This is a genomic window from Achromobacter sp. ACM02, from assembly GCF_014851605.1.
GTDB classification, from domain to species: domain Bacteria; phylum Pseudomonadota; class Gammaproteobacteria; order Burkholderiales; family Burkholderiaceae_B; genus Achromobacter; species Achromobacter aegrifaciens.
In genome coordinates, this window is sequence record NZ_JACUZY010000002.1 from 388,680 (window position 1) to 415,534 (window position 26,855).

27 protein-coding genes are annotated in these 26,855 nt (G+C 67.9%); 13 read left to right on the plus strand and 14 right to left on the minus strand.

Annotated features, from left to right (window positions below; genetic code table 11):
• The first annotated feature begins 2 nt into the window (after window positions 1-2).
• The 4 genes from ehuC (at window position 3) to IB258_RS06625 (ending at window position 3,311) form a co-directional block, all read left to right on the plus strand.
• Entirely contained in the window at window positions 3-656 is a 654-nt protein-coding gene (ehuC, locus tag IB258_RS06610) for an ectoine/hydroxyectoine ABC transporter permease subunit EhuC (RefSeq protein WP_054455979.1), read from the plus strand.
• Window positions 653-1,324, plus strand: a complete 672-nt coding sequence (ehuD, locus tag IB258_RS06615; RefSeq protein ID WP_054455981.1) for an ectoine/hydroxyectoine ABC transporter permease subunit EhuD — start codon at window positions 653-655, stop codon at window positions 1,322-1,324. Before ehuC ends, ehuD begins: the two co-directional genes overlap by 4 nt.
• On the plus strand, window positions 1,321-2,091 hold the full coding sequence (gene ehuA / locus IB258_RS06620; RefSeq protein WP_054455983.1) for an ectoine/hydroxyectoine ABC transporter ATP-binding protein EhuA: 771 nt from the start codon (window positions 1,321-1,323) through the stop codon (window positions 2,089-2,091). Before ehuD ends, ehuA begins: the two co-directional genes overlap by 4 nt.
• A 107-nt stretch (window positions 2,092-2,198) precedes the next feature.
• The gene (locus tag IB258_RS06625; RefSeq protein ID WP_192352316.1) at window positions 2,199-3,311 is read left to right on the plus strand and encodes an NADH:flavin oxidoreductase/NADH oxidase; all 1,113 of its coding nucleotides are present in this window, start codon (window positions 2,199-2,201) and stop codon (window positions 3,309-3,311) included.
• 36 nt (window positions 3,312-3,347) lie between these two features.
• Here the strand turns inward: IB258_RS06625 and IB258_RS06630 are convergent, their stop codons facing one another.
• Both IB258_RS06630 and IB258_RS06635 read right to left on the minus strand, forming a co-directional pair.
• Complete coding sequence (locus IB258_RS06630) at window positions 3,348-4,418, minus strand: maleylacetate reductase (RefSeq protein ID WP_054456470.1); 1,071 nt, start codon at window positions 4,416-4,418, stop codon at window positions 3,348-3,350.
• Window positions 4,419-4,441: 23 nt separating this feature from the next.
• A complete protein-coding gene (locus IB258_RS06635) occupies window positions 4,442-5,431 on the minus strand; it encodes a tripartite tricarboxylate transporter substrate binding protein (RefSeq protein WP_054455987.1) in 990 nt (329 codons plus the stop codon).
• A 146-nt stretch (window positions 5,432-5,577) separates the two neighbouring features.
• Between IB258_RS06635 and IB258_RS06640 the strand changes: the two genes are divergently transcribed.
• Complete coding sequence (locus tag IB258_RS06640; protein WP_054455989.1) at window positions 5,578-6,513, plus strand: LysR family transcriptional regulator; 936 nt, start codon at window positions 5,578-5,580, stop codon at window positions 6,511-6,513.
• Between the two features lie 13 nt (window positions 6,514-6,526).
• Here the strand turns inward: IB258_RS06640 and IB258_RS06645 are convergent, their stop codons facing one another.
• The 6 genes from IB258_RS06645 to IB258_RS06670 form a co-directional block, all read right to left on the minus strand.
• The gene (locus IB258_RS06645) at window positions 6,527-7,258 is read right to left on the minus strand and encodes a 2OG-Fe(II) oxygenase (RefSeq protein ID WP_370539817.1); all 732 of its coding nucleotides are present in this window, start codon (window positions 7,256-7,258) and stop codon (window positions 6,527-6,529) included.
• A 14-nt stretch (window positions 7,259-7,272) separates the two neighbouring features.
• Complete coding sequence (locus IB258_RS06650; RefSeq protein ID WP_054456471.1) at window positions 7,273-7,977, minus strand: 2OG-Fe(II) oxygenase; 705 nt, start codon at window positions 7,975-7,977, stop codon at window positions 7,273-7,275.
• Window positions 7,978-8,027: 50 nt separating this feature from the next.
• Window positions 8,028-8,723 carry a 2OG-Fe(II) oxygenase gene (locus IB258_RS06655; protein ID WP_175181429.1) on the minus strand — a complete coding sequence of 232 codons (696 nt, stop codon included), beginning with the start codon at window positions 8,721-8,723 and terminating at the stop codon, window positions 8,028-8,030.
• Between the two features lie 172 nt (window positions 8,724-8,895).
• A complete protein-coding gene (locus IB258_RS06660; protein ID WP_175162993.1) occupies window positions 8,896-9,582 on the minus strand; it encodes a dUTPase in 687 nt (228 codons plus the stop codon).
• 69 nt (window positions 9,583-9,651) lie between these two features.
• Window positions 9,652-10,170, minus strand: a complete 519-nt coding sequence (locus IB258_RS06665; RefSeq protein ID WP_054455996.1) for a hypothetical protein — start codon at window positions 10,168-10,170, stop codon at window positions 9,652-9,654.
• A gap of 16 nt (window positions 10,171-10,186) precedes the next feature.
• Complete coding sequence (locus IB258_RS06670) at window positions 10,187-10,825, minus strand: DedA family protein (protein WP_054455998.1); 639 nt, start codon at window positions 10,823-10,825, stop codon at window positions 10,187-10,189.
• Window positions 10,826-10,931: 106 nt separating this feature from the next.
• On the opposite strand from IB258_RS06670, the gene IB258_RS06675 reads away from it, so the two are divergent.
• Window positions 10,932-11,972 carry a metal-dependent hydrolase gene (locus tag IB258_RS06675; protein ID WP_192328550.1) on the plus strand — a complete coding sequence of 347 codons (1,041 nt, stop codon included), beginning with the start codon at window positions 10,932-10,934 and terminating at the stop codon, window positions 11,970-11,972.
• Between the two features lie 9 nt (window positions 11,973-11,981).
• On the opposite strand, the gene IB258_RS06680 is transcribed toward IB258_RS06675, so the two are convergent.
• On the minus strand, window positions 11,982-13,409 hold the full coding sequence (locus IB258_RS06680) for an amidase (protein ID WP_192352318.1): 1,428 nt from the start codon (window positions 13,407-13,409) through the stop codon (window positions 11,982-11,984).
• A gap of 16 nt (window positions 13,410-13,425) precedes the next feature.
• On the minus strand, window positions 13,426-14,418 hold the full coding sequence (locus tag IB258_RS06685; protein ID WP_192352319.1) for a tripartite tricarboxylate transporter substrate binding protein: 993 nt from the start codon (window positions 14,416-14,418) through the stop codon (window positions 13,426-13,428).
• 137 nt (window positions 14,419-14,555) lie between these two features.
• Here IB258_RS06685 and IB258_RS06690 point away from each other — a divergent pair, with 137 nt between their 5' ends.
• The 7 genes from IB258_RS06690 (at window position 14,556) to IB258_RS06720 (ending at window position 20,930) form a co-directional block, all read left to right on the plus strand.
• A complete protein-coding gene (locus IB258_RS06690) occupies window positions 14,556-15,494 on the plus strand; it encodes a LysR family transcriptional regulator (RefSeq protein ID WP_054456005.1) in 939 nt (312 codons plus the stop codon).
• A 158-nt stretch (window positions 15,495-15,652) separates the two neighbouring features.
• Window positions 15,653-16,420 carry an IclR family transcriptional regulator gene (locus tag IB258_RS06695; RefSeq protein ID WP_175163001.1) on the plus strand — a complete coding sequence of 256 codons (768 nt, stop codon included), beginning with the start codon at window positions 15,653-15,655 and terminating at the stop codon, window positions 16,418-16,420.
• Window positions 16,421-16,490: 70 nt separating this feature from the next.
• Entirely contained in the window at window positions 16,491-17,195 is a 705-nt protein-coding gene (gene pepE / locus IB258_RS06700; protein ID WP_054456008.1) for a dipeptidase PepE, read from the plus strand.
• Window positions 17,192-18,121: a DUF1177 domain-containing protein gene (locus IB258_RS06705; protein ID WP_175181426.1), complete on the plus strand. Its 930-nt coding sequence runs from the start codon at window positions 17,192-17,194 to the stop codon at window positions 18,119-18,121. The genes pepE and IB258_RS06705 overlap by 4 nt, the downstream gene beginning before the upstream one ends.
• On the plus strand, window positions 18,118-18,804 hold the full coding sequence (locus IB258_RS06710) for an AroM family protein (protein WP_192352320.1): 687 nt from the start codon (window positions 18,118-18,120) through the stop codon (window positions 18,802-18,804). Before IB258_RS06705 ends, IB258_RS06710 begins: the two co-directional genes overlap by 4 nt.
• Window positions 18,805-18,922: 118 nt before the next feature.
• Window positions 18,923-19,912: a tripartite tricarboxylate transporter substrate binding protein gene (locus tag IB258_RS06715; protein ID WP_175163009.1), complete on the plus strand. Its 990-nt coding sequence runs from the start codon at window positions 18,923-18,925 to the stop codon at window positions 19,910-19,912.
• Window positions 19,913-20,036: 124 nt separating this feature from the next.
• Window positions 20,037-20,930, plus strand: coding sequence for a cation diffusion facilitator family transporter (locus tag IB258_RS06720; RefSeq protein WP_054456011.1), 894 nt, complete (start codon window positions 20,037-20,039; stop codon window positions 20,928-20,930).
• A 99-nt stretch (window positions 20,931-21,029) separates the two neighbouring features.
• Here the strand turns inward: IB258_RS06720 and coaBC are convergent, their stop codons facing one another.
• The 4 genes from coaBC to IB258_RS06740 form a co-directional block, all read right to left on the minus strand.
• Window positions 21,030-22,229: a bifunctional phosphopantothenoylcysteine decarboxylase/phosphopantothenate--cysteine ligase CoaBC gene (gene coaBC / locus IB258_RS06725; protein WP_054456013.1), complete on the minus strand. Its 1,200-nt coding sequence runs from the start codon at window positions 22,227-22,229 to the stop codon at window positions 21,030-21,032.
• Window positions 22,230-22,394: 165 nt separating this feature from the next.
• Window positions 22,395-22,931 carry a signal peptidase II gene (gene lspA / locus IB258_RS06730; protein ID WP_054456015.1) on the minus strand — a complete coding sequence of 179 codons (537 nt, stop codon included), beginning with the start codon at window positions 22,929-22,931 and terminating at the stop codon, window positions 22,395-22,397.
• 2 nt (window positions 22,932-22,933) lie between these two features.
• Window positions 22,934-25,795 (minus strand): isoleucine--tRNA ligase, encoded by a 2,862-nt coding sequence (ileS, locus tag IB258_RS06735; protein WP_192352321.1) that lies wholly within the window; start codon window positions 25,793-25,795, stop codon window positions 22,934-22,936.
• The gene (locus tag IB258_RS06740) at window positions 25,785-26,750 is read right to left on the minus strand and encodes a bifunctional riboflavin kinase/FAD synthetase (protein WP_054456020.1); all 966 of its coding nucleotides are present in this window, start codon (window positions 26,748-26,750) and stop codon (window positions 25,785-25,787) included. The genes ileS and IB258_RS06740 overlap by 11 nt, the downstream gene beginning before the upstream one ends.
• Between the last annotated feature and the right edge of the window lie 105 nt (window positions 26,751-26,855).

The following is a 26,855-nucleotide window of genomic DNA, read 5'->3' on the forward strand; positions in this document are numbered from 1 at the left end:
GCATGCGGCTGATATCCGAGCATTTCGCCGAGCTGGCGCCGCCGCTCCTGCAGGGGCTGGCGGTGACCCTGGAGATCATGGCAGGCGCCGTGGTGCTGGCCGTTCCGCTGGCACTGGCCGCGGGCATCGGGCGCCTGTCGTCCGTGCGCCCGCTGCGCTGGATCGCGGCGGTCTACGTCGAGGTGTTTCGCGGCACTTCGGCCCTGGTGCAGCTCTTCTGGTTCTACTTCGTGCTGCCGCTGTTCGGCGTGCAACTGCCGGCCATGCTGGTGGGCATCGTGGTGCTGGCGCTGAACGCCGGCGCCTATGGCGCGGAAGTGGTGCGCGGCGCGATCCGCGCGGTGCCGCCGGGCCAGCGCGAAGCCGGCATCGCGCTGAACCTGACGCGCGGCCAGATCATGCGCCGCATCGTGGTGCCGCAGGCCGTGCCGGCCATGCTGCCGCCTGCGGGCAACCTGTTGATCGAGCTGTTGAAGAACACCGCGCTGGTGTCCCTCATCACCATCACGGACCTGACCTTCCGCGGCCAGCTGCTGCGCAGCGAGACCCTGCGCACCACCGAGATCTTCACCCTGATGCTGCTGATGTACTTCGCCGTGGCACTGCTGATCACGGCCGGCGTGCGTCTGCTGGAACGCAAGGTGCGCGTGCGATGAAGCCGGTATTCGATTGGTCCTTCGCCCTGGAGATCCTGCCCACGCTGGGCTCCGCGCTGGTCATCACGATCGAGGCCACGCTGCTGGGCATGCTGGTGGCTGTGACGCTGGGCCTGGTGTTGGCCTTGCTGCGGCGTTCGCGGCTGCGCATCGTGTCCCTGCCCACCGCCTTCGTGATCGAGTTCGTGCGCAGCACGCCTCTGCTGGTGCAGATGTACTTCCTGTTCTACGTGCTGCCGCTGACCGGCGTGCGGATGTCGCCGCTGGCCACCGGCATCACCGCGCTGGGCCTGCACTACGCGACCTATTGCGCCGAGGTCTACCGCGCCGGCATCGAAGCCGTGCCGCGCGGCCAATGGGAGGCCGCCACCGCGCTGAACATGTCGCGCTGGCGCACGGCCGTGGGCGTGGTGCTGCCGCAGGCGATTCCGCCTGTGGTGCCGGCGCTGGGCAATTACCTGGTGGCCATGTTCAAGGACACGCCGCTGCTGTCGGCGATCACCGTGGTGGAACTGCTGCAGCAGAGCAAGATGATCGGCTCTGCCACCTTCCGCTACACCGAGCCCCTGACCCTGGTGGGCCTGCTGTTCCTGGCGTTGAGCCTGGTGGCGGCCTGGGGCGTGCGCGGCCTGGAGGCCCGCCTGCAACGATATGGAGGAAAGCGATGAGCGCCAGCGTAAGCATCAAGAACCTGCGCAAGCAGTACGGAGAACTGGAGGTGCTGCGCGGCATCAACCTGGAGATACCGGCCGGCCAGACCGTGGCAGTGATCGGCCCCTCCGGCTCGGGCAAATCGACCTTGCTGCGCGTGCTGATGACGCTGGACCAGCCCACCAGCGGCGACATCGAGATCGACGGCGTGCCCATGTGGACCGACGCGCAGGGCCGCCCCGCCGGCCTCAATTCAGAGCATCTGCGCAAGGTGCGCGGCAAGATCGGCATGGTGTTCCAGCACTTCAACCTGTTCCCGCACATGACGGCGCTGGCCAATGCCATGGAGGCCCCGGTCCACGTGCTGGGCATGTCGCGCGACCAGGCGCGCGAGCGCGCCGTGGAATACCTGGAGATGGTCGGGCTGGGCGACAAGCTCGATGTCTATCCCGCGCAGTTGTCGGGCGGGCAGAAGCAGCGCGTGGGCATAGCGCGCGCGCTGGCCATGTGCCCCGACATCATGCTGTTCGACGAGGTGACCTCCGCGCTGGACCCGGAGCTGGTGGGCGGCATCCTGCAGATCCTGCGCGACCTGTCGGCCCGGCGCAGCATGACGATGATCATCGTCACCCACCAGATGAAGTTCGCAGAACGCAGCTCGGACCGGACCCTGTTCTTCGACGAGGGCAACATCGTCGAGGACGCCGAATCGGCGGTGCTGTTCAGCCAGCCCAAGGAAGCGCGCACGCGCCAGTTCTTGGATTCGGTGATCGAAGGGCAGTAGCGCGGCGCTTGCGTGCCAGCCTTGACCCCGCCCGGGGCTGCGGTATTCAGGTTCCCGGGCGGGTCGGGGCGCTATGCTGTCGCATCCCACGCCCCGGAGGCTCCAGCATGTCCCTGCTTTTCAGTCCCACGTCCATCGGCCAGCTGGAGCTGGCCAACCGCATCGTCATCGCGCCCATGTGCGAGTACTCGGCTGAGGAAGGCCTGGCGACCGACTGGCACATGATCCACCTGGGGCATCTGGCCTTGTCCGGCGCGGCGCTGCTGTTCGTGGAAGCCACCGCCGTGGAGCCCGACGGCCGCATCACACCGGGAGACCTGGGCCTGTGGTCCGATGAAACCGAGGCGGCCATCGGCCGCGTCGTTGCAGCCATCCGCCGCTATGCGCCCATCAAGCTGGGCATACAGCTGGGCCACGCGGGCCGCAAGGCGTCCAGCGAAGCGCCCTGGAACGGCGGCCAACTGGTGCCGCCCGAGGCCGGCGGCTGGCAGGGCTGGGCGCCTTCGGCCGTGCCGCACAACGCGTCGGAACCTCCGCCCCACGCGCTGGACACGGCGGGTCTGGCCCGCGTGCGCGACGCCTTCGTGGCCAGCGCCAGGCGCGCCGTGCGGCTGGGCTTCGACGTGATCGAACTGCACGCCGCGCACGGCTATCTGCTGCATCAGTTCCTGTCGCCGCTGTCCAACCGGCGCGACGACGCCTACGGCGGTTCGCTCGAGAACCGCATGCGCTTTCCGCTGGAAGTCTTCCAGGCGCTGCGCGAGGCCATTCCGCCGTCGGTGACGCTAGGTGTGCGCGTGTCGGCCACCGACTGGGTCGAAGGCGGCTGGGACCTGGAACAGACCTTGGTCCTGGCGCAAGCCTTGAAGGAACGCGGCTGTGAATTCATAGACGTGTCCAGCGGCGGCGTCTCGTCCCAGCAGAAGATACCCGTGGGGCCGAACTACCAGGTGCCGTTCGCCGACGAAATCAAGCGCAAGGTGGGCATGCCGACCATCACGGTGGGCCTGATCACCGAGGCGCAGCAGGCCGAAGACATCCTGCAGAACGGCCAGGCCGACATGGTCGCGCTGGCGCGCGGCATGTTGTACGACCCGCGCTGGCCGTGGCACGCCGCGGCGCAACTGGGCGGCCAGGTCAGCGCGCCGCGCCAGTACTGGCGTTCGCAGCCGCGTGACCAGAAGGCGCTGTTTGGCGATACGCGCTTCGGACAACGCTAGGCGCAACCGGCAGGCTGGCAGCCTGCCGGACCCTGTCTATTGAGGCCGCCTGCCTTCGTAGGCGTTTTGCAGCAGCGCCCGCAAGGCCTCGCGTTCCAGCGGACGCGGATTGGGGTAGGGCGTCTGCATGGCGATGTCGCAGGCGCGGTCCAGGTCTTCCTGGCGCATACCGATGTCGCGCAATGCCGTGGGCGCGCCCAGCGTGCTGGCCAGATCGAATACGCCTGCCGCGGCAGCCGGTGCGCCCAGCGCCATGGCGATTCGTTCCATGGCCCGCGGCGCGGCCGCGGCGTTGTAGGCCAGGGCATGCGGCAGCACCACGGTGTGGACTTCCGCGTGCGGCAGGTTGAAGCTGCCGCCCAGCGTATGGCAGAGCTTGTGATGCAGCGCCATGCCCACGCTGCCCAGCACCGTGCCGCAAAGCCAGGCGCCGTAGAGCGCGTCGCTGCGCGCCTGCAGCAGGTCCGCGCCGCAGGCGCCGGCATGTATGGCGGGCAGCGCCTGGGCCAGCGCGCGTATGCCTTCCTGCGCCATCAGGTCCATGATGGGATTGCCGTCGCGCGCGTACAGACCCTCTGCCGCATGGGCGATGGCGTTGATGCCGCTGGTCACGCTCATCGACACCGGCAGCGACAGGCTCAGTTCTGGGTCGTACACCACGCTGCGCGGCAGCACCCGGTCATCCTTGCCGGTCTTCTTCAGGCCGCTCTCGGTGAGACCGTAGATCGGCGTCATCTCCGAGCCCGCATAGGTCGTGGGAACGGCAATGACCGGCAGGCCCGAGTCCAGCGCGATGGCCTTGCCCAGCCCGATGGTGGAGCCGCCGCCCACGGCCACCGCGCAATCGGCGCCCAGCTCGCGCGCCGCTTCCCGCGCCTGGCGCGCGATTTCCATCGGCACGTGCATCACGGCCTGGTCGAAGATCCCGGCAACCCGCGCTTCGCCCAGCAGCGCCGCGACCCGTTCGGCCTGCGCGCGCTGCGGCGGCGTGCAGAGCACCAGCGCGCGCTGCAGCCCCAGCGCATCGAGTTCGGCCGCCAGGCCGCCCAGGCTGCCCGGCCCGAAGACCACGCGCTGGGCGCGGCTGGCGTAGATGAAGGATTGCATGGCGTTCCCCGTCTGCATGTCGGTCATTGTGCAACGATTCCGCGGCTCTTGATGAGCTCGCCCCAGCGCTGGGACTCGGCCTGCACCAGCCGGTTCATGTCATCGCGGCCGCCGGCCACCACTTCGAATCCCGATTCGGTGATGCGTCCGGCCACGGCCGGGTCGCGCAGCGCGGCGATGGTGGCGTCGGCCAGCTTGTCCAGCGTCGCCGCCGGCGTCCTTGCGGGCGCCACCATGCCCACCCAGGAATAGATCTCGAAGCCCGGATAGCTCTCGGCGATGGCGGGCACGTCCGGCAGGGCCGCGACCCGCTTGGGCGCCGTCACCGCCAGCGCACGCAGCTTGCCGCTCTGGATGTGGGGCAGCACCAGCGGCAGGCTGGCGATGATGGACTCCACGTGTCCGCCCATCAGGTCCGATACCGCCGGGCCGCCGCCGCGGTAGGGCGTGTGGATGCCGCTGGTGCCAGCAGCCTGATGGAACATTTCAGCCGCCAGATGGTTGGAACTGCCCGCGCCGACCGAGGCGTAGGACACGCTGCCCTTCTTGCCGGCCGCGACGTAGTCGGCCAGCGTCTGGTACGGACCGCTGGCGGTCACGGCCAGCACCATGGGCGAGCGCACCATGTACGACACGCCCGTCAGGTCGCGCGCCGTGTCATAAGACAGCTTGGGGTAGATGTGTTGCTCGGTGGCGTAGGAATCGAACACCATTTCCACCGTGTAGCCGTCGGGCGCGGACTTGGCCACCAGCGCCGTGCCTATGGTGCCGCCGGCGCCGCCGCGGTTGTCGATGACCACCGTCTGCCCCAGCTTGTCCTGCAGCGCCTGCTGCACCTGGCGCGCCACCCGGTCCACGGTGCCGCCCGCGGCGAAGGGCACCACCACCGTCACCGGCTTGCTGGGATAGGAATCCGCCAGCGCGGGCAGGGCGGCGGCCCAGGCGCCTGCGGCGAGGGCGGCGCTGGCCAGCAGGGCGCGGGGCGAGCGGCGGGGGGAAGTGATCGGGGGCATGCGGGTCTCCTGGGCTTATCGTCGTTGTGTCCGGCCGTCTATCTTTGTCAAAATTGCCAAAGTGCGGCCATGCACGGTATCGTAATTGCCAAATCTCCCAGGAAAGCTGGCGTCCCGCGCCAAAGCCTTTTGCGCCACACGCACAAATGAAAACCGTCAAATTCGCCGAAAGCCTCTCCATCTTCGTCGACGTCGCCCGCGCCCAGAGCTTTTCCGAGGTGGCGCGCCGCCGGGGCATGGTGGCCTCGTCCGTGGCGCGGCAGATCGGCGCGCTGGAGTCCGAGCTCAAGGTGCCGCTGTTCGTGCGCTCGACCCGTGCATTGATGCCCACCGAGGCCGGCGAGGTGCTGTACGAGCGCGCCGTGAAGATCCTGCACGACATGACCGAGGCGCGTTCCGAGGTCATTTCGCTGGAGCAGACCGTGCAGGGCCTGTTGCGGGTCAGTTGCCTGCCGGCGTTCGCGCGGCGCTACGTAGTGCCCATGCTGCAACAGCTGGGTGAACGCCATCCGCAATTGCAGGTGGAGCTGGAACTGACCGAGCGCGTGGTGGATCCGGTGGTCGAACGCATGGACGTGGTGGTGCGGGTGGGGCAACAGCCAGACAGCAGCCTGATCGGGCAACGCATCGGCAGCCATCGCTACCTGATCTGCGCCGCGCCCTCATACCTGGAACGCCATGGCGTACCGCGCACGCTGGCGGACCTGTCGCGCCATCGCCTCATCGACCGGCGCCACAGCACCAGCGTGCGCGGCTGGCGCGAACTGGGCGACGGCCAATGGGCCCAGGACGCCAGGTTCGTCCTGGAGTGCGACGACTGCGACGCGCGCCGGTTCGCGGCGCTGGAAGGGCTGGGCATCGCGCTCATGCCCAACTGGTCCGCGGGCGCGGACCTGGGCGCCGGCCGGCTGGTGCAGCTGACCTTGCAGGACGCCAGCCCGCCGCCCGAAAGCGGCATCTACCTGCTGCGCGCCATGCCGCGCGCCAATGCGCGCATCCGCGCCTTCACCGAACAATTGCGGCGGCAGATCGGCTCGCCTTCCGTGTGGGATGCGGCCATCGAGGCTGCGCGCGCGGCCTGACGATCGCGCAGCCTTACGTGGCATCGTGGAAGATGATGCCCAGCGTGTGCCGCTCTCCGTTGCGCAGCCGGCCGACCCCATGCCGCAGATTCGCGCGGTAATAGCCGCGCGCCGACCGCACCGGCCTGTGATTGACGGCAAGCACCACGGCATCGCCTTGCCGCAAGGGCACCACGTCGGCCCGTCCGGGTTGCTTGGGATTGCTTTCGGCCAGCAGCAGCTCTCCACCTTCGAAATCGCGTCCCGGCTCATTGAGCAGGAAGATGGCCTGGAACGGAAAGACATGGTCGCCGTACAGGTCCTGATGCAGGCAGCAGTAGTCGCCCGCCTGGTAGCGCAGCAGCAGCGGCGTGGGCCGGCGCTGTCCGGCGGCGTGGCAGATACTCCGGAATTCTTCATGCGTTGCGGGAAAGCGCGCTTCGAGGCGCATGGCCGCATGCCAGCGGTTGGCGATGGGCGCCAGGCGTGGATAAAGCGACTGCCGCAAGCTTGCGACGATATCCGGCAGCGGATAGCTGAAGTATTTGTACTCGCCGCGGCCGAACGCATAGCGTTCCATCACGATGCGGCTGCGAAAGCGCGTTTCGTCGCAGTAGCCGGCCGCAAGTTCCTCGCACTGGGCCTGCGTCAGCAGTCCCGGCAGCACGGCGTAGCCATCGTGGCCCAGATCGTCTTCGACGTCCTGCCAGTCCGTATCTGCAATCCGGGTTTCAGGCAGGCCGTGCAGCATGGTTGAGGTAGGCATGGCTGGGGCTGGCATCAGGGCGCATCGTGGAAAAACAGTTCAAGGCCGATGCGCGTGCCTTTGCGCACGCGGCTGACGGCATGCTTGAGGTTGACGCGGTAATAGCCCTTGGAACCGTGAAAGGGGCGTTCCCCCGTGGCGATGATGGCGACGTCGCCGAAACCGAGCGGCGCCACCAGCGGACGCGATTGCATGCGCGGGCGCTGCTCCGTCATCACGAACTCGCCGCCCTGGAAGCCGTCTCCCGGCTCGGACAGGAGCGCGACCGCCTGCATGGGGAAGACCTGTCCGCCTGTATTGCGCTGGTGCAGCGCGATGTAGTCTTCGACGCCGAGCCGGCTCAGGTGCGATTGCGCCCGGGTCTGGCCGGCGTCGCGGTTGCGCTGAAGAAAATCTTCCAGCTCATCGGGATAGCGCGCGCGCACGTCCAGAAGCTCGTTCCAGCGATTGGCGTGTACGACGAGCCGACGGTACAGCGCCGAGCGCCATTGCTCCAGCGGCGGCGGGATGCCGGCATCGAAGTAATACAGGTCGCCGCGCCCCAGGCCGGCGGATGCCAGGCTCACCCGCCGGGCGTCTGGCGCGTCGGCTTGCCGCGCCAGACTGCGCGCCGGTTCCGCGCCCAGCAGTCCTGGCAGCACGGCATAGCCTTCGGCGTCGAGCTGCGATCCGATGTCCGGCCAATCCAGGTGGTCCAGGCTCGTTTCGAGGGCGGTCATGCCGCTGTGATGCATAGGGTCCTCATCAATGGTCGCAAGCGTGCGCGGCATCATGCCGCGTCATGAAAAATGATGCCCAAGGTGTGGCGCCGGCCGCTGCGCACGCGGCTCACGCCATGCCGCATGGCGACCTTGCGCGGCCCGCGCGCGCCCGCCGCGGGCCGTTGATTGACGGTGAACACCACCGCGTCGCCCTGGCCCAGCGTCACGACGTCGGCGCGCTGGCTTCTGGCCGCAAGCTCGGTCATGACGAATTCGCCGCCGGTGAAATCCTTGCCCGGCACGGCTAGCAGGATGGCGACCTGCAGCGGAAACACATGTTCGCCATAGAGATCCTGGTGCAGGCAGTTGTAGTCGCCCTCGCCGTACTGGAGCATCAATGGCGTGGGACGCGTCTGGCCCGCCCGGTGGCAGCGTTGCAGGTAGGCGTCCAGTTCGGGCGGGTACTGCGTATCCGCGCGCAGCCGCTGGTTCCAGCGGTTGGCGATCGGCGCCAGCCGGGCATAGAGCGCGTGGCGCAATTGATCGAGCAGCGGCGGCAAGGGGTAGGCGAAGTACTTGTACTCGCCGCGGCCGAAGCCATGCCGCGCCATGACGATGCGCGAGCGAAAGCGCGCTTCATCCGGGTAGAGGGCGGCGAGGGCGCGGCATTGCGCGGGCGTCAGCAGTCCGGGCAGCACGGCGTTGCCGTGGGCATCGAGCGCTTGCTCCACGTTCTGCCAGTCATAGTCGGCTGCTGCTGTCATGTCCTTGTCTCCGCTTGCCGCGGCGCGCATGCCCGGTCCTCCCGGTGATTACAGGCGAGGCCAGTGTAGAAATCCACCGCCTTTTTGAAACTCCGTTTGTTGCGCTTGCTTCCCCCAAAACAAAAAACGCCGCGGATGGCGGCGTCTTCAGGCGGGCAGGAACCGTCGCGGCTCAGAGGCGCGAATAAGCCTGCTCCAGTTCGCGGTGCAACTGGTCGGCGAAATCCTCGCGCGCGGGATCCAGCTGCGACAGCAGGCGGGCCAGCACGACGTTGTCTTCCTCGCCGTTCCAGATCTTGATGTAGGTGCCTTCCTTGTAGCCATGCTGCTGGCGGAAGATGTTCAGCACGTTCTTGGACACGTATTGCGTGTAGGCGTCGTTCCAGCTCATCTCGCAGGACGTCATGGTCTGTTCCAGGACCTTGAAGCTGGCGCGTCCGCACACGGCCAGGCCGCCGATCAGCTCCAGCAGTTCGGGCACGTTCAGCTGGTCCAGCGCATGGGTCTTGCCGTCCAGCGCGACCGAGGCCGGGCCGGACAGGTCCGCGACCAGCGCGTCGGCGGCGGCGCCGATGTCGCCGCGGGACTGGACGATGGTGTGCGACAGATAGAAGTGCAGGATGTCCACCAGCTCCATCTGCACTTGCGGCAGGTCGATGGTCTGCTTCTTCCACCATTTCCAGCCGTAGTGTTCCAGCGCTTCGGCGGATTCGACGAAGGCGGCGCGCAGGAAGCGGGCTCCGCCGTTGACCCAGTCCGGATTGATCATGCTGTTCAAGTGGCCCTGCAGCTTCAGCATCGTGGCCGCCTGGGCCTGGTTCAATCCGACTACGTTATTCACTTTCACTCCGTGGTTCATGGGTCTTTCGACAGCGGCGGAAATGTTAGCACCATTACCCGCGGGGGCCGCGCCGCCGTGATGGCGGAATCAGGCGTCGCCGTCCTTGCGGTAGGAAGAGCGCTTGAGCGGAGGCAGCGGCGTCTTGCCGCGCGGATTGCGCGCATTGCGGGCCGCCTTGAACAGCATCATGGCAAAGAAGAACAGGAAGACGGCGGGCATGGCCTCGTCCAGGTCGAACCCGGGGCCGCGCAGGGCTTCGAAGATGATGCGCGCCCCGGCCCAGCCGGCCAGGATGCCGCCCACCGTCAGGATGACGCCGATCTTGCGCTGGGTGGCTTGGCGGGCCATCGATACCTCGGCGGCATCGGTCTGGCCCGGGGCCGCGGGCGGCGCTTGCCGCGATTGCAGGGGCGGCGGGGCCGCCTTGCCCCAGGGCGCGCCGGATAGCGTTTCAGACGGAGAAGCGGGGGGCGAGGGCGGCGGAGCTGCCGGGCGGGATTGCGCCCGCTTGTCGGGAACCTGTCCCGGCGATGCGCCGCCGGCGCGCGTCAGGTTTTCGACGTAGCGCGCGAAATCGCCATTCCTGGGTTCCCCATCTATGGCCATTGCCCCTCTCTCCGGTTCAGTTGCCGCGGCGTTGGCGTGCCGGGACCCGGCGTTTGCGCAGCATGGCTATCAACAGCCCGCATCCTAGCAGTACCGAGAGGCCCGCGCCGATCATCATGGCAATCTGTTGCGCATTGTCCGCCGTACCCAGGCTGCGCGCGGTGATATAGCCCGGGGCCAGCATCAGCGGCATCCAGAGGATGGCCGAGGCGACGTTGGCCATCTGGAAGCGGCTGTGCCCCATGCCCATCACGCCGGCGACGGTGGGAATGGTGGAGCGGATGGGGCCGAGAAAGCGGCCGATCAGCACGGAGGCAAAGCCGTAGCGGTAGAAGAACAGGCGTGCGCGCGCCACGCCGCTGCGCTGCTGCTTCAGCGGCCAGCGGCGCAGGATGCCAGGGCCGGCCCAGCGGCCCAGCCAGTAGGACAGGGCGTCGCCCACGATGGCGCCGGCGATGCCCCAGGCGATGATGGCCCAGGGATTCAGGGTGCCCGCGCCGATCAGGCCGCCGGTCAGCAGCATCAGGGCCGTGGCCGGGATGAACAGGCCCAGCAGCACCATGGATTCGCCCAGCGTGAGCAGAAAGGTGATCGGTCCCGCCCAGGCCTGGTTGGCCTCGATGAACATCGCGATCTGGTCGATGTATTGGTCCATATTTACGAAGTTGAAAATTAGCTGAACGCAATCAGGTATGTTAACGCCTGCGGAACTGCCGGTGCACCGTATAGTCCGTCTGGATGAAGCTAATTGTTGGAGAGTTATGGATTCGGTTACGCAGGCGGTACTGGGCGCGGGCATACAGGGCGCCCTCCTGGGGCGGGTGCAGGGGCGGCGGGCGTTGATCTACGGCGCGACGCTGGCCACGGTGCCGGATCTGGATGTCCTGATGCGCTATCCGGACCCGGTGTCGCTCATGACCTACCACCGCGGCTTCTCGCACTCGGTCTTCGTGCTGACCGGCCTTGCGGTTTTCCTGACCTGGCTGATCCGCAAGTACTGGCCACAGGCGCCATACAGCGGACGCCGGCTGTTCCTGACCTTATGGCTGGTGCTGGTGACCCATCCCGTGCTGGACTCCTTCACGGTCTACGGGACGCAGCTGTTCTGGCCGCTGGCGCTCATCCCCGAAAGCTGGGCCGCCGTGTTCATCATCGACCCGGTCTATACCGTGCCGTTGCTGCTGGCGGTGTTGTTCGCCATCGGCTTCGGCATGACGCTGACGGCGCGCCGGCTGCTGGCCGCGGCGCTGGTGTTCAGCACGGCCTACCTGGGATTCGGGCTGGCCGCGCGCATCGCCGCCGAGGACCGCGTGCGCGAGGCGATGCAGGCGCAGGGCATTGCGCTGAGCGAACTGCGCGCCGTGCCCATGCCCTTCAACACGCTGGTGTGGCGCGTCATCGCCAAGACGCCCGACGGCCACTATTACGAATCGGTCAGCAGCCTGTTCGACAGCGATCCGCCGGAATGGCTGCGCCAGCCGCTGAACCTGGATGTGGCGCGGGCGTTGGCGGACGTGCCGTTGCACCAGCGCCTGCGCTGGTTCACGGACGACTGGCTGCGCTACGACGTCATCGGCAATGCGTTGGTGGTGACGGACCTGCGCATGGGCATGGCGGGGCATTACACCTTCCGCTTCAAGATGGCCGAACGCGCGGCGGACGGCAACTGGCAGGCGGTGACGCCTTCCATCTGGCCCACCGAGCGCGGCGGTTGGGCCGAACTGAAGCTGGTGCTGGCGCGCATCCTGCATGCGCAGCCGCCCTTGCCGCTGGCGCAGTGGTCGGAACTGTCGACCAGATAGGAACGTGATTCAGGTCACCGCCGGCGGCCGCGGCAGCGGAGTGCCGGCTTGCTCATAGGCTTCGGCCGCCTGCAGCAGCTGCAGGTCGGCGTGGCAAGGGGCAACCAGCTGCAAGCCTATCGGCAGGCCATCCTGGCCCAGACCGCAAGGCACGCTGACGGCGGGGTGCCCGGTCAGGTTGAACAGCATGGTCCACGGATACCAGTGCGCGCGGATGTCGCCGTACGAGCGGCCGTCGATGTCCATGGTGTCGAATATGTCCGTGCCCAGCGGCAAGGCGGTGCGTGACATGGTCGGCATGGCCAGCAGGTCGGCCTGGCCGAACAGCGCCTGCACCTTGCGGTAGAGCGCGGTGCGGGCAAACATGGCTTCCTGGTATTGCTGGGCGCTGAACGCCGCGGCGGTGGCGATCTGCCGCCGGAAGGCGGGGCTGTAGGCGTCGGGCTCGCGTTCTATCAGTGGCAGGAAGCGGGTGCGCCAGACCGTGTGGTTGATGACGCGCCAGATGGGCTCGACATCGAAGCCCTCGCCGTCGAACGGTTCTACTTCCGCGCCCAGGTCGGCCAGGCGCGCCAGCGCCGCTTCGAATGCGCGGCGCACGTCGGCGGCCACGGGGCGGCCGGGCGGGGCGGCGCAATAGCGGACGCGCTTGCCGCGCAGCATCTCGGGATTGGCCGCCGCGCCGGCGTAGTCGGTCCTGGGTACGCCCAGCGACCACGGATCGCAGTCATGCGGGCCGGCCATGGCCGCCATCATCAGGCGGGTATCGGCCACGGTGCGCGTGGTCGGCGTCACGTAGGTCTGGTTGCCGATGGCGTCCTGCGCCTGGCTGTGCGGTATCGCGCCCAGGCTTTGCTTGAATCCCACCACGCCGTTGCACGCCGCGGGGATGCGGGTGGATCCGCCGCCATCGCTGGCCACCGCAAGCGCCGTGATGCCGGCGGCCGTTGCCGCCGCGGCGCCGCCGCTGGAGCCGCCGCAGGTGCGTTCCAGGTTCCAGGCGTTGCGGGTGTGGCCGAACAGCGGCGAATCCGTCATGGACTTGGAGCCGAATTCCGGCGTCGTGGTCTTGCCGATCAGGACGGCGCCTTGCTGGCGCAGCCGCGCCACGGCCACGGCGTCCTCGGCCGGCACGTTGGCGCTGAACGGCACGGCGCCGAAGGTGGTCCGCACGCCCGCGGTATTGACCAGATCCTTCACCGTGTAGGGCAGGCCATGCAAAAGGCCCGGCGCATCGCCGCGCATCAGCGCGGCCTCGGCAAGCCGGGCCTCGGCCATGGCCTCTTCGGCGCACAGCGTGATGAAACAGTTCAGGACGGGCTGCAGGCTTTCGGCCCGTTCCAGCGAGGCGCGCACCAGCTCGACCGGGGACACTGCCTTGGTCCGGATCAGGCTTGCGGCCTCTACCGCGCTCAAGTCGCAAAGGGAATCGCTCATCGAAGCCACGTTGCGCCTATTCGTCGAAGGAAATGCCGGCGGCCTTGACGATGGGGGCCCAGTGCGCACGCTCGACGCCGATGCGGCGCTTGGCGCTCTGCGCGTCCTGGGGGTCGACCAGGAAGCCCGCGGTCTGCAGTTTTTCCACCAGCGCCGGCCGCTTGCCGGCGGCGACGAAAGCCTGTTCCAGTTGGGCGATCGTGGCGTCCGGCGTGGCCGCGGGAGCGTACACGCCATACCAGCTGGCGGCATGCTGGTACTGCGGGTAGCCCTGTTCCAGCAGCGTCGGCACATCGGGCAGGGTGGGCAGGCGGCGGCTGCCAGCCACGCCCAGGAATTTCACCTTGCCGGCGTTGTAGAGCGGCAGCATGCTGGCGACGGCGTCCCAGCCCATCGACACTTCGCCGCCCGCCACGTCCACCAGCATCGGCGCCGCGCCGCGGTAGAGCACGGGCACGACCTCCAGGCCGTTCTGGCCGCCCATTTCTATCGTGCCCAACTGGCCGGGGCTGCCTTGCGTCGCCAGGCCCAGGGTCGCCTTGGCGCGCGCCTGTTTGGCCCATTGCACGTATTCGGCCATGTTGCCGTAGGGTTGGGCGGCGCCCGTGACGGCGCCGGTGGGCACGTCGGCGACCAGGGCCACCGGGCGCAGGTCATGGTCCGGGTCGTATCCCAGCTTCTTGTAGGTCAGCGGAAAGATCACGAACATCGGCGACGAGCCCAGGTACAGGGTGAGCCCGTCCGCCTTGGCGCGCTTCACCACGTCGAAACCCAGGCGTCCCGATGCGCCGGGACGGTTCTCGACGATGACATTGGCGTAGCCCGCCGTCTGCAACTGTTCGGCGTAGGCGCGGGCCACCGCGTCGGCGGCGCCGCCCGCGGCGTAGCCGACCACCAGGCGCACGAGCTTGTCGCCGCCGGCTGGCTCTTGGGCCATCGCGCAGGGTTGCAGGCCTGCCGTCGTCGCGGCGGCAAGGATGAAGGCGAGAAGTCGGGGGCGGGCTAGCAAGGCGGTCTCCTGTTTGCGCTCTGTTGCTCCTGCGGCCTGGCCGGCCGCGGATCGGCTCATGGCCATGCGCTATGCCGTTATCATCGGTCCGCCCGGGTTTACCGTATAGTGAATTATTCGACTAATGGATTGAGAAAATGGTCAAGTCGCAGCCCATTGAGTCGCTGGCTTCGCGCCTGAAGCTGCGGCATCTGCAGATCGCGCTGGCGTTGCGCGATGCGCCGTCGGCCAAGGAGGTGGCCGCGGCCGCGAACGTGAGCGAGTCCGCGGTCTCCAAAACCTTGGCCGAGCTGGAATCGCAGCTGGGTTTCAAGCTGTTCGAGCGCATCGGCAATGCCAAGCGCCCGACGAAAATGGGCCGCCAGATCCTGCCCATGATGGAGGCCGTGGTGGCGCAATCGCGCGGGCTGGCCCAAGCCGTGACGGACGTACGCAGCGGCCGCCTGGGCGAACTGCGCATCGGCGTGGCGACCGACATGGGCAAACTGACGCTTGCGCCCTTGATCCATGCCTTCAACCAGGCCCAGCCCGGCGTCGCGCTGGATGTGCAGGCCGGTGGATACCGCGCCATGGCGGACCTGTTGCTGGACGACAAGCTGGACGCGCTGGTGTGCTACGACGCGCCCGAGCTGACAGCGCCTGGCCTGGGACGCTTGCGGCTGGTGCCGCCGCAGCCGCTGGTGGTCGTCGCCAATGCCCGGCTGTCGCCGCTGGCCGGCCGCCGCCGCCTTACGCTGCCGGAGTTGCATGCAGAACCCTGGTGCAAGCCGCGTCCGGGCACGATGATGCACGACAAGCTGACCGCGCTGTTCCTGGGATGCGACCTGGGACTGCCGCCGCGCGGCATTCAGGTAAGTGATCTTTTGCTGACCGATGAATTCGTGCGCACCACGGATTACCTGGTCATGCTGCCGCTGGCGGCGGCCGAGCGCCTGACCGTCGCGGCAGAGGCGGTCATCCTGCCGGTCGAGCTGCGTGAACAGAATCCGCCCACGGTCGTCGTATGGCAACGTGCCGCCGAACGGCAGACTCCGCTGCATCGATTCCTGCAGTTCTGCGAGACGCCGGTTGGCTGAGGCATTCCGTTGATCTACATCGGGGGCTGGCGGCTCCCGCGACCAGGCCCCGGGCGACCCCGGGGCTTTTTCATGCTGTTCCCATATTGACCGCCGTCGAGCCCCGCATTATTCTTGTTCAACTTACAGGAACATAAGTTCCGTTTTATGGAACAAGTATGAGTATTCTCGATGGCGTCCAGCGTGTCCTGGGGCTATACGCGGAAGGCGCGTCGGAGCTGAGCTTCACGGAAGTGGCGGCGCGCCTGTCCATGCCCAAGAGCAGCGCGTCGCGCCTGCTCAACCAGATGCAGCACTACGGCTTGCTCGACCAGGACGCCGCCACGCGCCGCTACCGCGCGGGGGCGATGCTGGCGCAGGCGGTGCGCGCCGGCATGGCGGCCACGCCGCTGGACGACGCCTGCCGCGCGGTGCTGGCCCGGCTCTCCGACGACAGCGGCCTGACCGCTTATCTCTCCACCCTGAACCAGCGCGAGACCGTGGTGCTGCAGCGCCTGAACGGCTCGCACCCGGTGCAGGTGCTGTCGCCGCCCGGTTCGCGCCGCGCCGCCTCGGGCACCGCCATGGGCCGGGCGCTGCTGTCGCGCCTGAGCGAAGCCGAGTTCCAGGCGCTGTACGGCGCCGACGCCGACCAGCCGCTGCCCACCGAAGGCCGCGACTGTCCCGCCACGGTCGGCGATCTGGCCCGCCTGGTCGCGCAGACCCGCGCGGACCATTGCGGCGTGGCCATCGACCAGGCCATGCCGGGCATAGGCGCGGTGGCGGCCGCCGTGCGCGACCCCGCCACCGGCGAACTGCGCGGCCTGTGCTTGTCCTTCGTTTCCTTTCAGGCCGATGCCGCCCGCGTCGCGCGCTTGCGCGAGTCGGTGCTGCGGCAGGTGGGGGCGCTGGGCCGCGAACTGAACGATCCCTATTGGCTGGCCTGAACGCTTTCAGGCCCACAGATGCGTCCGCGCCGCCGGACACCCAGAAAATCCCCTTACGGAAATCCTCCACATGAACCTACTGCTCCTCAGCAATTCCAGCAGCGACGCCGGCTATCTGGTCCACGCGCTGCCCGACATCCGCGAACTGATCGCGTCGCTGCCGCAAGGCGCGCCGGCCGTCTTCGTGCCGTACGCTGGCGTCACGCGCGACTGGGACGACTACACCGCGCTGGTGGCGTCGGCCCTGGCGGATACCGGCCTGGACATCCAGGGGCTGCATCGCGCCGAGGATCCCGTGGCCGCGCTGGAAGGCGCCGCGATCATCATCGTGGGCGGCGGCAACACCTTCAACCTGCTGGGCCAGCTGCGCCGCCAGGGCCTGCTGGACGTCGTGGCGCGCCGCGTGCGCGAGGGCGCGGCCTATCTGGGCTGGAGCGCAGGCTCCAACCTGAGCTGCCCCAGCATCTGCACCACCAACGACATGCCCATCACGGACCCGCAAGGCTTTGACGCCCTGGGCTTGCTGTCGTTCCAGATCAATCCGCACTACACCAATGCCCATCCGCCCGGACACCGCGGCGAAACCCGCGCCCAGCGCCTGGCCGAGTTCTGCACGCTGAATCCGCAGATGCCCGTGCTGGGCTTGCCGGAAGGCTCCGCGCTGCGCGTGCGCGGCAATCGGATCGACCTGGTCGGCCCGCACGACGCGCCGCTGTTCCTCGGCAACGAAGAGCCGCGCGTGTTCCGTCCGGGTCCCGTGGAGATCCCGGCATGAAGCACGTCATCGACGCCATCGAACTGCTGTCCTCTGCGCACATCACGGGCGAGGCCGTGGCCGAACAGCTGCGCGCGGCGGGCAACTGTGAAGTCGAAGTGACCCGGCTGGAGCGCGACGGCGCGGCCACCGAATTCCTGTCCATCGTCATTCCGGGCCTCGACGAAACCGCGCCGCAACTCGGCATCGTCGGCCGCCTTGGCGGCATCGGCGCGCGTCCGGCGGTCACCGGCCTGGTGTCCGACAGCGACGGCGCGGTGGTCGCGATTGCCGCGGCGTTCAAGCTGATGGCCATGGCGCGCCAAGGCGACGTCATGCCGGGCACCGTGCGCATCCGCACCCACATCTGCCCGCGCGCCGGCACGCGGCCGCACCATCCGGTGCCGATGATGCGTTCGCCATTCCCGATGCGCGAGATGATGTCGCATGAAGTCGACCCGCGCATGGACGCGATCCTGTCCGTCGACACCACGCGCGGCAACCGCCTGGTCAACAAGCGCGGCGTGGCGCTGACGCCGGTCGCGCGCCAGGGCTATCTGCTGCGCATTCCCGAGACCATGCTGGACGTCATGGGCTGGGTCAGCGGCGAACTGCCGGTGACCTTGCCGCTGACCACGCAGGACATCACGCCTTACGAAAACGGCCTGTGGCACGTGAACTCGTTGATGCAGCCCACGATCGTCACCGGCGCGCCGGTGGTGGGCGTGGCGCTGACCGCGCAGACCACTGTGCCGGGCTGCGCCACGGGCGTGACCAACGCCGTGGACGCCGACGTCGCCATGCGTTTCTGCATCGAGATCGCCAAGCTCTACGGGCAAGGCGCGATGAGCTTCGTCGACGAAACGGAATGGGCCGCCTTGCAGAGCCGCTACGGTTCGATGGCGCATCTGCAGACCGTGGGCCGCGAAAGCGCGGGCGAGGCATGAGCGCGCAGCCGCGCCGCGTGGCGTTCTTCACCATCGGCCAGTCGCCGCGCAGCGACGTGGTGCCCGAGATGGCCCCGCTTTTGGGCGCGCAGGTGCGCATCGACGAATTCGGCGCGCTCGACGGGCTGGACGCCGCGGGCCTGGCCGCGCTGGCGCCCAAGCCGGGCGAATACCGCTTCGCCACCCGCATGCGCGACGGCTCGCAGATCGAACTGGACGCGGCCGCCGCCGAGGCGCGCTTGGCCGAGGTCATGCGCCAGGCCGATGCCGCGGGCTACGACGTGCTGGTGCCGCTGTGCACCGGCACCGCGATCGCGCCGATGCGCACGCTGGTGGTGGAGCCGCAGCAGGTGGTGGACCACCTGGTCGCCGGCCTGGCCGAGCATTGCCGCAAGGTGGGCCTGGTGGTGCCGCTGGAGGCGCAGGTCGATGCCTTCCACATGGTCGTGCCGCTTTCCTGCGAGACCGTGGTCGTGCATGCCTCCCCCTACGAAGCCGACGCGGCCCAGGCCGCACTCAACTTCGAGCGGGCCGGCCGCGAACTCGCGTCCTGCGACCTGATCGTCATGCATTGCATGGGCTACGCCGAGCGCATGCGCCAGGCCGTGGCACAGGCCTCGGGCCGGCTGGTGCTGCTGTCCAACCGCATGGTGGCGCAGACGCTGGCGCAAATACTGGAATAACGCCGCAGGTACCGCTCCGCTACCGGGCCGCGCATGGATGCGCGGCGCGGCGTGGGACGGGCGAGCGGCGAGAGGAGACGAAGCGGGCTTCGTCAATCAATCGTTGGGAGTGTTTTTCATGTTCAGCCGTAATCTGCATCGCGCCGCTGGCGCACTGTTCGCCGTCACAGCCCTGACGGCCGCGCCGGCCTTCGCCGCCGACGCCTGGAAGCCCGCCAAGCCGGTGCGCCTCCTGGTGGGCTTTGCGCCCGGCGGTTCCGCCGATACCCTGGCGCGCCTCCTGGCCGAGCCGCTGTCGCAGCGCCTGGGCCAACCCGTCGTGGTCGAAAACCTGGCCGGCGCAGGCGGCAACATCATGGCGTACCGCCTGGCCCAGTCGCCGGCCGACGGCTATACCATCGGCATCGCCGCCGCCGGGTCCATGGCCATCACCCATGTCCTGAACCCCAAGGGCACCAACTACAAGCCGGCGGACTTCACGCCTGTCACGCTGGCCGCGGTGCAGCCCAACGTGGTCATCGTCAACAAGGACGTGCCGGCCAACAATCTGGCCGAGCTGAAGGAATACTTCCAGAAGACGCCGACCGCCACCTACGGCACCGCCGGCGTGGGCATTTCCAACCACCTGATCGCCGAGACCATGCTCTACAAGCTGGGCGTGAAGGTGCCGCACGCCGCCTACCGCGGCGCCGCGCCCGTCATCACCGACCTGCTGGGCGGCCACATCGCCATGACGATGGACAACATCTCCACCGCCGCGCCGCTGGCCTCGCAAGGCAAGGTCAAGGCCATCGCCGTGGCCTCGATCAAGCGCGCGCCGCAGCTGCCCAACGTGCCGACGCTGGACGAGCAGGGCCTGAAGGGCTTCGACATGCCGACCTGGCAAGGCGTGTTCGCGCCCGCCGGGCTGCCCGCCGACGTGCTGGCCGCCTACTACGCGGCCATGCAGGACGTGCTGAAGCAGCCGGCGCTGGTCGAGAAGATGGCCGGCCTGGGTTCCGAGCCGGTCACCGGCATGACGCCCGAGCAGTTCGGCCAGTTCCTGGAGAAGGACCGCCAGCAATGGGCCGACATCGTCAAGGCGGCCAACATCAGCCTGGAACAGTAAGCCGGGTTGTCCAACAAAAACCCTCCGGTGGCACGGAGGGTTTTTTTCATGGCGCAAGCCGCCGCGCTTGACTCTGAAGCCGCTACAGGCTTTGTCATGGTGCCTTTCCCCGACCAGGACAGCCATGAGCGACAGCCATCAGCACGGCGACGTGCGCGCCTTGCCCGAATCCCGCCTCTGGATCGCCTTGGGCCTGACCGGCAGCTTCATGCTGGTCGAGATCGCGGGCGGCCTGATCACAGGCAGCCTGGCATTGATTTCCGATGCCATGCACATGATGACCGACGCCATGGCCTTGCTGCTGGCGCTGGTGGCGATACGCGCCGGTCGCAAGGCGGCGGACCTGATGCGCACCTATGGCTACGCCCGCTTCGAGATACTGGCGGCGGCGGTCAATGCGCTGGTGTTGTTGGGCGTCGCGTTCTACATCCTGTACGAGGCCTACCAGCGCCTGTCGGCGCCGCAGGAGATCCAGTCGCTGGGGATGCTGGCCGTCGCCGTGGTGGGGCTCATCGTCAACCTGATCTCGATGCGCATGCTGGCAGGCGCCAAGGACGAAAGCCTGAACGTGAAGGGCGCCTATCTGGAGGTATGGGCCGACATGCTGGGCTCGATCGGAGTGATCGTCGGCGCTGTGCTCATCTGGTTCACGGGCTGGCGCTGGGTGGATTCGGCGCTGGCGGTGGGCATAGGCTTCATGGTGTTCCCGCGCACCTGGGTGCTGCTGCGCGAGTGCGTGAATATCCTGCTGGAAGGCGTGCCGCCGGGCATGAACCTGCAGGCCGTGCGCGCCGCCATCGCCGGCACGGCCGGTGTGGCTTCCATCCATGACATACACCTGTGGGCGGTGACGCAGAGCAATCCCATGCTCACGGGGCACGTGGTGCTGGCGGCCGGGGCCGACGGCGAACAGGTACGCCGGGCCATCGAGGACAGGCTGCAGGCGGATTTCGACCTGCACCACACGACGCTGCAGATGGAGCGCGAGGATCGTTCCTCGCAGGAGCATATCCACTGACGACGGCCGCATGAGCGGCAAGCCCGCAAGCAAATAAAAACCCCTGTCCGCAGACAGGGGTTCATCGGCAGCCAGGCCAGGCCGCGAGGCCTGCTCTTTTTATTTGCCTGGCACTCTGGCCGCGATCTCGGCGATCAGTCGCCGCGCGGCGTCCAGCTTGTCGGCGGCGGGCAGGGGATGGGTGCCTTGCTCGTCGAACAGCACCAGTTCGGTGGTGTCCGCATCCATGACCTTGTGCGCCAGGTTGCCCACCAGCAGCGGAATGCCCTTGCGCGTGCGCTTGGCTTCGGCATGCTCGGCCAGCTTCTCGGTTTCGGCGGCGAAGCCGACGCACCAGGGGCCGTCGGGCAGCTTGGCCACTTCGGCCAGGATGTCCGGATTGGGTTCGAATTCCATCACGGGCGCGCCGCCGCCTTCGCTGGTCTTCTTCAGCTTCTGGTTGCTGACGTTCTTGACGCGCCAGTCGGCCACCGCGGCCACCGCGATGAAGATGTCCGCGTCGGCCGCGCTGGCCATCACGGCGTCGTGCATCTGGCGCGCGGTCGTGACCGACAGCGCGGTGACGCCGCGCGGCACCTGCAGGAAGGTGGCGCCGGTGATCAGCGTGACGCGGGCGCCGGCCTCGCGGGCGGCGCGAGCCAGCGCGTAGCCGGTCTTGCCCGACGAACGGTTGCTCAGCACGCGCACCGGGTCCACGGGTTCGGACGTGGGACCGGCGGTCAGCAGCACGTGGCGGCCGGCCAGCAGCTTGGGCTGGAAGAAGGCGATCAGGTCGGTCAGCAGCTCATGCGCTTCCAGCATGCGGCCATCGCCGGTTTCACCGCAGGCCTGTTCGCCGGCGGAGGGGCCCAGCACGCTGATGCCGTCGGCGCGCAGTTGTTCGACGTTGCGCTGCGTGGCCGGGTTGGCCCACATCTCGCGGTTCATGGCGGGCGCCACCAGCAGCGGACAGGCGCGCGCCAGGCACAGCGTGGACAGCAGGTCGTCGGCCATGCCGTGCGCCAGCTTGGCCATGAAGTCGGCGCTGGCCGGAGCGATCAGCACCGCGTCCGCGCCGCGCGTCAGGTCGATGTGCGCCATGTTGTTGGGCACGCGGGCATCCCAGGCATCCACGAACACCGGACGGCCCGACAGGGCCTGCATGGTGACCGGCGTGATGAAGTGCGTGGCCGCCTCGGTCATGACCACATCGACGGTGGCGCCTTGTTCGGTCATGCGCCGCACCAGTTCGGCGATTTTGTAGCAGGCGATGCCGCCGGTCAGGCCGAGGACGATGCGTTTGCGGGCGAGGTCGAGCATGAGGGAGGCGGCGGTTCAGCGCCGTGTAATCGAGGAACGGACAGTGATTTTATTCTGCATTGCGGCATTGCGCCTTTCGCGATGCGTTCAGGGGGCATCAAGCAGGACAAAAACCGTGGGAAATGCGGGGGAAAGCCGGGGCATCGGGCCCCGGCCGGGCCATCTTCAGGCCTGGGTCTTGGCCTTGCGGCCGCGCAGGAGTTCATCCAGCACCAGCAATATGGCGCCGCAGGTAATGCCCACGTCCGCCAGGTTGAAGGCGGGGAAGTAGGAGGTGTTCCAGTAGAACAGCAGGAAGTCCACCACGTGGCCATAGACCACGCGGTCGATGACGTTGCCGATGGCGCCGCCCAGGATCAGGGTCAGCGCCAGGCTGAAACGCGGCTGGCCATGGGTGCGGCGCAGGATGATGGTGATGACCACCGCCGCCACGCAGCCCAGGCCGGTGAACAGCCAGCGCTGCCAGCCTTCTTCGGACGCCAGGAAACTGAAGGCGGCGCCGCGGTTGTACATCAGCGTGAAGTCGAAGACCGGCAGCACGTTGACGCGTTCGCCGTACTGGAACGAGGTGTTGAAGTAGACCTTGGTCAACTGGTCCAGCACGATGATGAGCAATGCCAGGGCCAGCCAGCCGCCCACGCGCGCCGGCGCGGCGCGGACGGGGGCGGCGCCCGTCACTCCGGGGTCGGAGGGGCGGGCCATGCTCAAGCCTTGTCGCGGGCTTCGCCCGTGCCGAACAGGTTGGACACGCAGCGGCCGCAGATCTCGGGATGATCCGCGTCCTGGCCCACGTCCAGGCGCCAGTGCCAGCAGCGCTCGCACTTCTTGTGCGTGGACGGCGTGACCTCGATGCGGGTCTCGTCTTCGCCCGCGTGCACCGTGGCGCGCGAGACGATCAGCACGAAGCGCAGGTCGTCGCCCAGGCTGGCCAGCAGTTCCTGGTCGGCGCCGTTGGCGTACAGGTCCACTTCGGCCTGCAGCGAGGAGCCGATGTCGCCGGCCGTGCGCACTTCTTCCAGCTTGCGCTGGACTTCGGCGCGGATGGCGCGCAGACGCGCCCACTTGGCCGACAAGGCGTCGGCATCGGCGAACGGGGGCAGCGCGTGGTAGACCTCGGTGAAGATCGTGGTGCGGGCGGCGTCGGCCTGGTTCTTCAAGGCCGAGTTGACCAGTTCCTTCCAGGCTTCTTCAGCGGTGAAGGACAGGATCGGCGCCATCAGCTTGAGCAGCGTCTGCGTGATGTCCAGCAGGGCCGTCTGGGCCGAGCGGCGCGCGCGGCTGTCCTCGGCCGAGGTGTACAGGCGGTCCTTCAGGATGTCCAGATAGAACGCGCCCAGGTCTTCCGAGCAGAACGTCTGCAGGCGCGAGACGGCGGGGTGGAAGTCGTAGCGTTCGTAGTTGGCCTGGACCTCGGCCTGCATCTGCGCCGTCATGGCCAGCGCATAGCGGTCGATCTCGAACAGTTCGCCATAAGGAACGGACTGCGTCACCGCGTCGAAGTCGGCCAGGTTGGCCAGCAGGAAGCGCAGCGTGTTGCGGATGCGGCGGTAGCCTTCGACCACGCGCTTCAGGATCTCGTCCGAGATGGACAGTTCACCCGAGTAATCGGTGGACGCCACCCACAGGCGCAGGATTTCCGCGCCCAGCGAGTCGGACACCTTTTGCGGGGCGATCACGTTGCCCACCGACTTGCTCATCTTGCGGCCCTGGCCGTCCACCACGAAGCCGTGCGTGAGCAGGGCCTTGTAGGGCGGTTGGCCGTAGAGCATGCAGCCAGTCAGCAGCGACGAATGGAACCAGCCGCGGTGCTGGTCCGAGCCTTCCAGGTACAGGTCGGCGGGCCAGGCGAGTTCAGCGCCATGCGAGCCGGCGAAGTCGCCGTCCTTGCCGCCCAGCACCGTGGCGTGCGTGCTGCCCGAGTCGAACCACACGTCCAGCGTGTCGCGGTTCTTTTCGTACTGGTCGGCTTCGTCGCCCAGCAATTCGCGCGGATCCAGGGTCTGCCAGGCTTCGATGCCGCCTTGTTCGACGCGCTGCGCCACCTGTTCCAGCAATTCGGAGGTGCGCGGGTGCAGTTCGCCGGTTTCCTTGTGCACGAAGAAGGCCATCGGCGTGCCCCATTGCCGCTGGCGCGACAGCGTCCAATCGGGGCGGTTGGCGATCATGGCGTGCAGGCGGGCGCGGCCCCAGGCCGGATAGAAGGCGGTGGCGTCGATGCCGGCCAGCGCCGATTCGCGCAGGGTCGGGCCGCCGTCCTTGGGGGCCACGTCCATGCCGGCGAACCACTGGCTGGTGGCGCGGTAAATGATGGGGGTCTTGTGGCGCCAGCAGTGCATGTAGCTGTGCTTGTGCTTTTCCACGTGCATCAGCGCGCCGGCTTCCGTCAGCGCTTCGACGATCTTGGGGTTGGCGTCCCAGATGGACAGGCCGCCGAACAGCGCCAGGCTGTCCACATACTTGCCGTCGCCCATGACCGGGCTGATGAAGTCGGTGTCCTTCATGCCGTGCTCCTTGCACGAGATGAAGTCCTCGATGCCGTACGCCGGCGCCGAGTGCACCACGCCGGTGCCGGAGTCGGCCGTCACGTAGTCGCCCAGGTAGGCGGGCGACTTGCGGTCGTAGGCGGCGTTGAACTGCGCCAGCGGGTGGCGGAATTCGATGCCCGACAGCGCCGCGCCCGGGGCGGTGGCGATCACTTCGCCTTCCAGGTTCCAGGCTTTCAGGCAGGCTTCGACGCGTTCCTTGGCGATCAGCAGGAGCGGACCGAACTTGGGAACCGGCGTCACGCGCACCAGCGCGTATTCGATTTCGGGATGCAGGTTCAGCGCCTGGTTGGACGGGATGGTCCAGGGCGTGGTGGTCCAGATGACGATGGCGCCGTCTTCCACCGAGTCCAGGCCGAAGGCGCTGGCCAGCTTGGCGTGCTCGGCGAACGGGAAAGCCACGTCCACCGCCGGGTCGACGCGGTCGGCGTACTCGACCTCGGCTTCGGCCAGGGCCGAGCCGCAGTCGAAACACCAGTTCACGGGCTTCAGGCCGCGGAACACGTAGCCCTTGTCCAGGATGCGGCCCAGCGCGCGGATTTCGTCGGCTTCATTGCTGAAGTTCATCGTCATGTAGGGACGATCCCACTCGCCCAGCACGCCCAGGCGCTTGAAGTCCTTGCGCTGGCGGTCGATCTGTTCGAGGGCGTAGGCGCGGGCCTTGGACTGCACTTCCGCCACGGGCAGGTGCTTGCCGTATTTCTTTTCGATCTGGATTTCGATCGGCATGCCGTGACAGTCCCAGCCCGGCACGTAATGCGCGTCATAGCCGGCCATGTTGCGGCTCTTGACGATGATGTCCTTCAGGATCTTGTTGACCGCGTGGCCGATGTGGATGTCGCCGTTGGCGTAGGGCGGGCCGTCGTGCAGCACGAAGCGCGGCCGGCCGCGGCTGGCGGCGCGGATCGCCTGGTAGACGTGGTTTTCTTCCCACTGCGAAATCCAGGCGGGCTCGCGCTTGGCGAGGTCGCCCCGCATGGGGAAGGGGGTATCGGGCAGGTTGAGGGTCTTTTTATAGTCCATGAACGGCAAAATAGGCGCGCGCGTTTCGCGCGTCTTCGGCGATGGCGGCAGTCAGGGAAGGGAGGTCAGGAAATTTTTCTTCGTCCCGCAGCTTTTGCAGGAATTCGACGCGTACGAGTTTACCGTAAGCGTCGACAGTCTCGTCGAGCAGGTGCGACTCCAGCAGCACGCGGCCGCGGTCTTCGACCGTGGGGCGCACGCCCAGGCTGGCGACCGCCGGCAGCGGGCGGTCGGCCAGGCCGTAGACCTGCACCACATAAATGCCCGAGCGCGCGGCGCAGCGCTCGGCCACCCGCAGATTCATGGTGGGAAAGCCCAGCGTGCGGCCCAGCTTCTGGCCGTGGATCACGTGGCCGCTGATGTGGTACGGGTGGCCCAGCAGGTGGCGGGCGCGCTCCAGGTCGCCCACCGCCAGCGCGGTGCGCACCTCGGAACTGGAGATCCGGTGCCCTTGCTGGTCGGTCACGTCCGCCAGGGTCTGCACCTCGAAGCCATGGCGCAGGCCGGCCTCGCGCAGCAGGTCGATGTCGCCGCTGCGCTTGTGGCCGAAGCGGAAGTCCTCGCCCACCAGCAGCCATTTGGCATGCAGGCCCTGGACCAGCAATTGTTCGATGAAGGCGTTGGCCGACATTTCGGCCAGGCGGGCGTTGAAGCGCTCCACCACGACCTGGCTGATGCCGTAACGCGCCAGCGCCGCCAGCTTGTCGCGCAAACCCGAAATACGGGTGGGCGCCAGCTCCGGGCGTTGATTCAGGGTGGCGAAATACTCCCGCGGATGCGGCTCGAAGGTCATCACGGCGGGCGTCAGGTTGCGGTCGCGAGCGACTTGGCAGACGCGCGCCAGCATGGCCTGGTGTCCGCGATGGACGCCGTCGAAATTGCCGATCGTCAGCGCGCAAGGGGCGCGCCGGTCGGGCGGGGGCAGGGATCGGTAGATGCGCAGCGATGGTTTCACGAGCGAGAGTTTACAATTTTGGATTCCGGGTTTGTTCCTGTCCTTACCTGCCGCGCGTCCAGGCTGTCGCCGCGCGCGGGATTGCGTAGGGCGGACGGGCCCGAT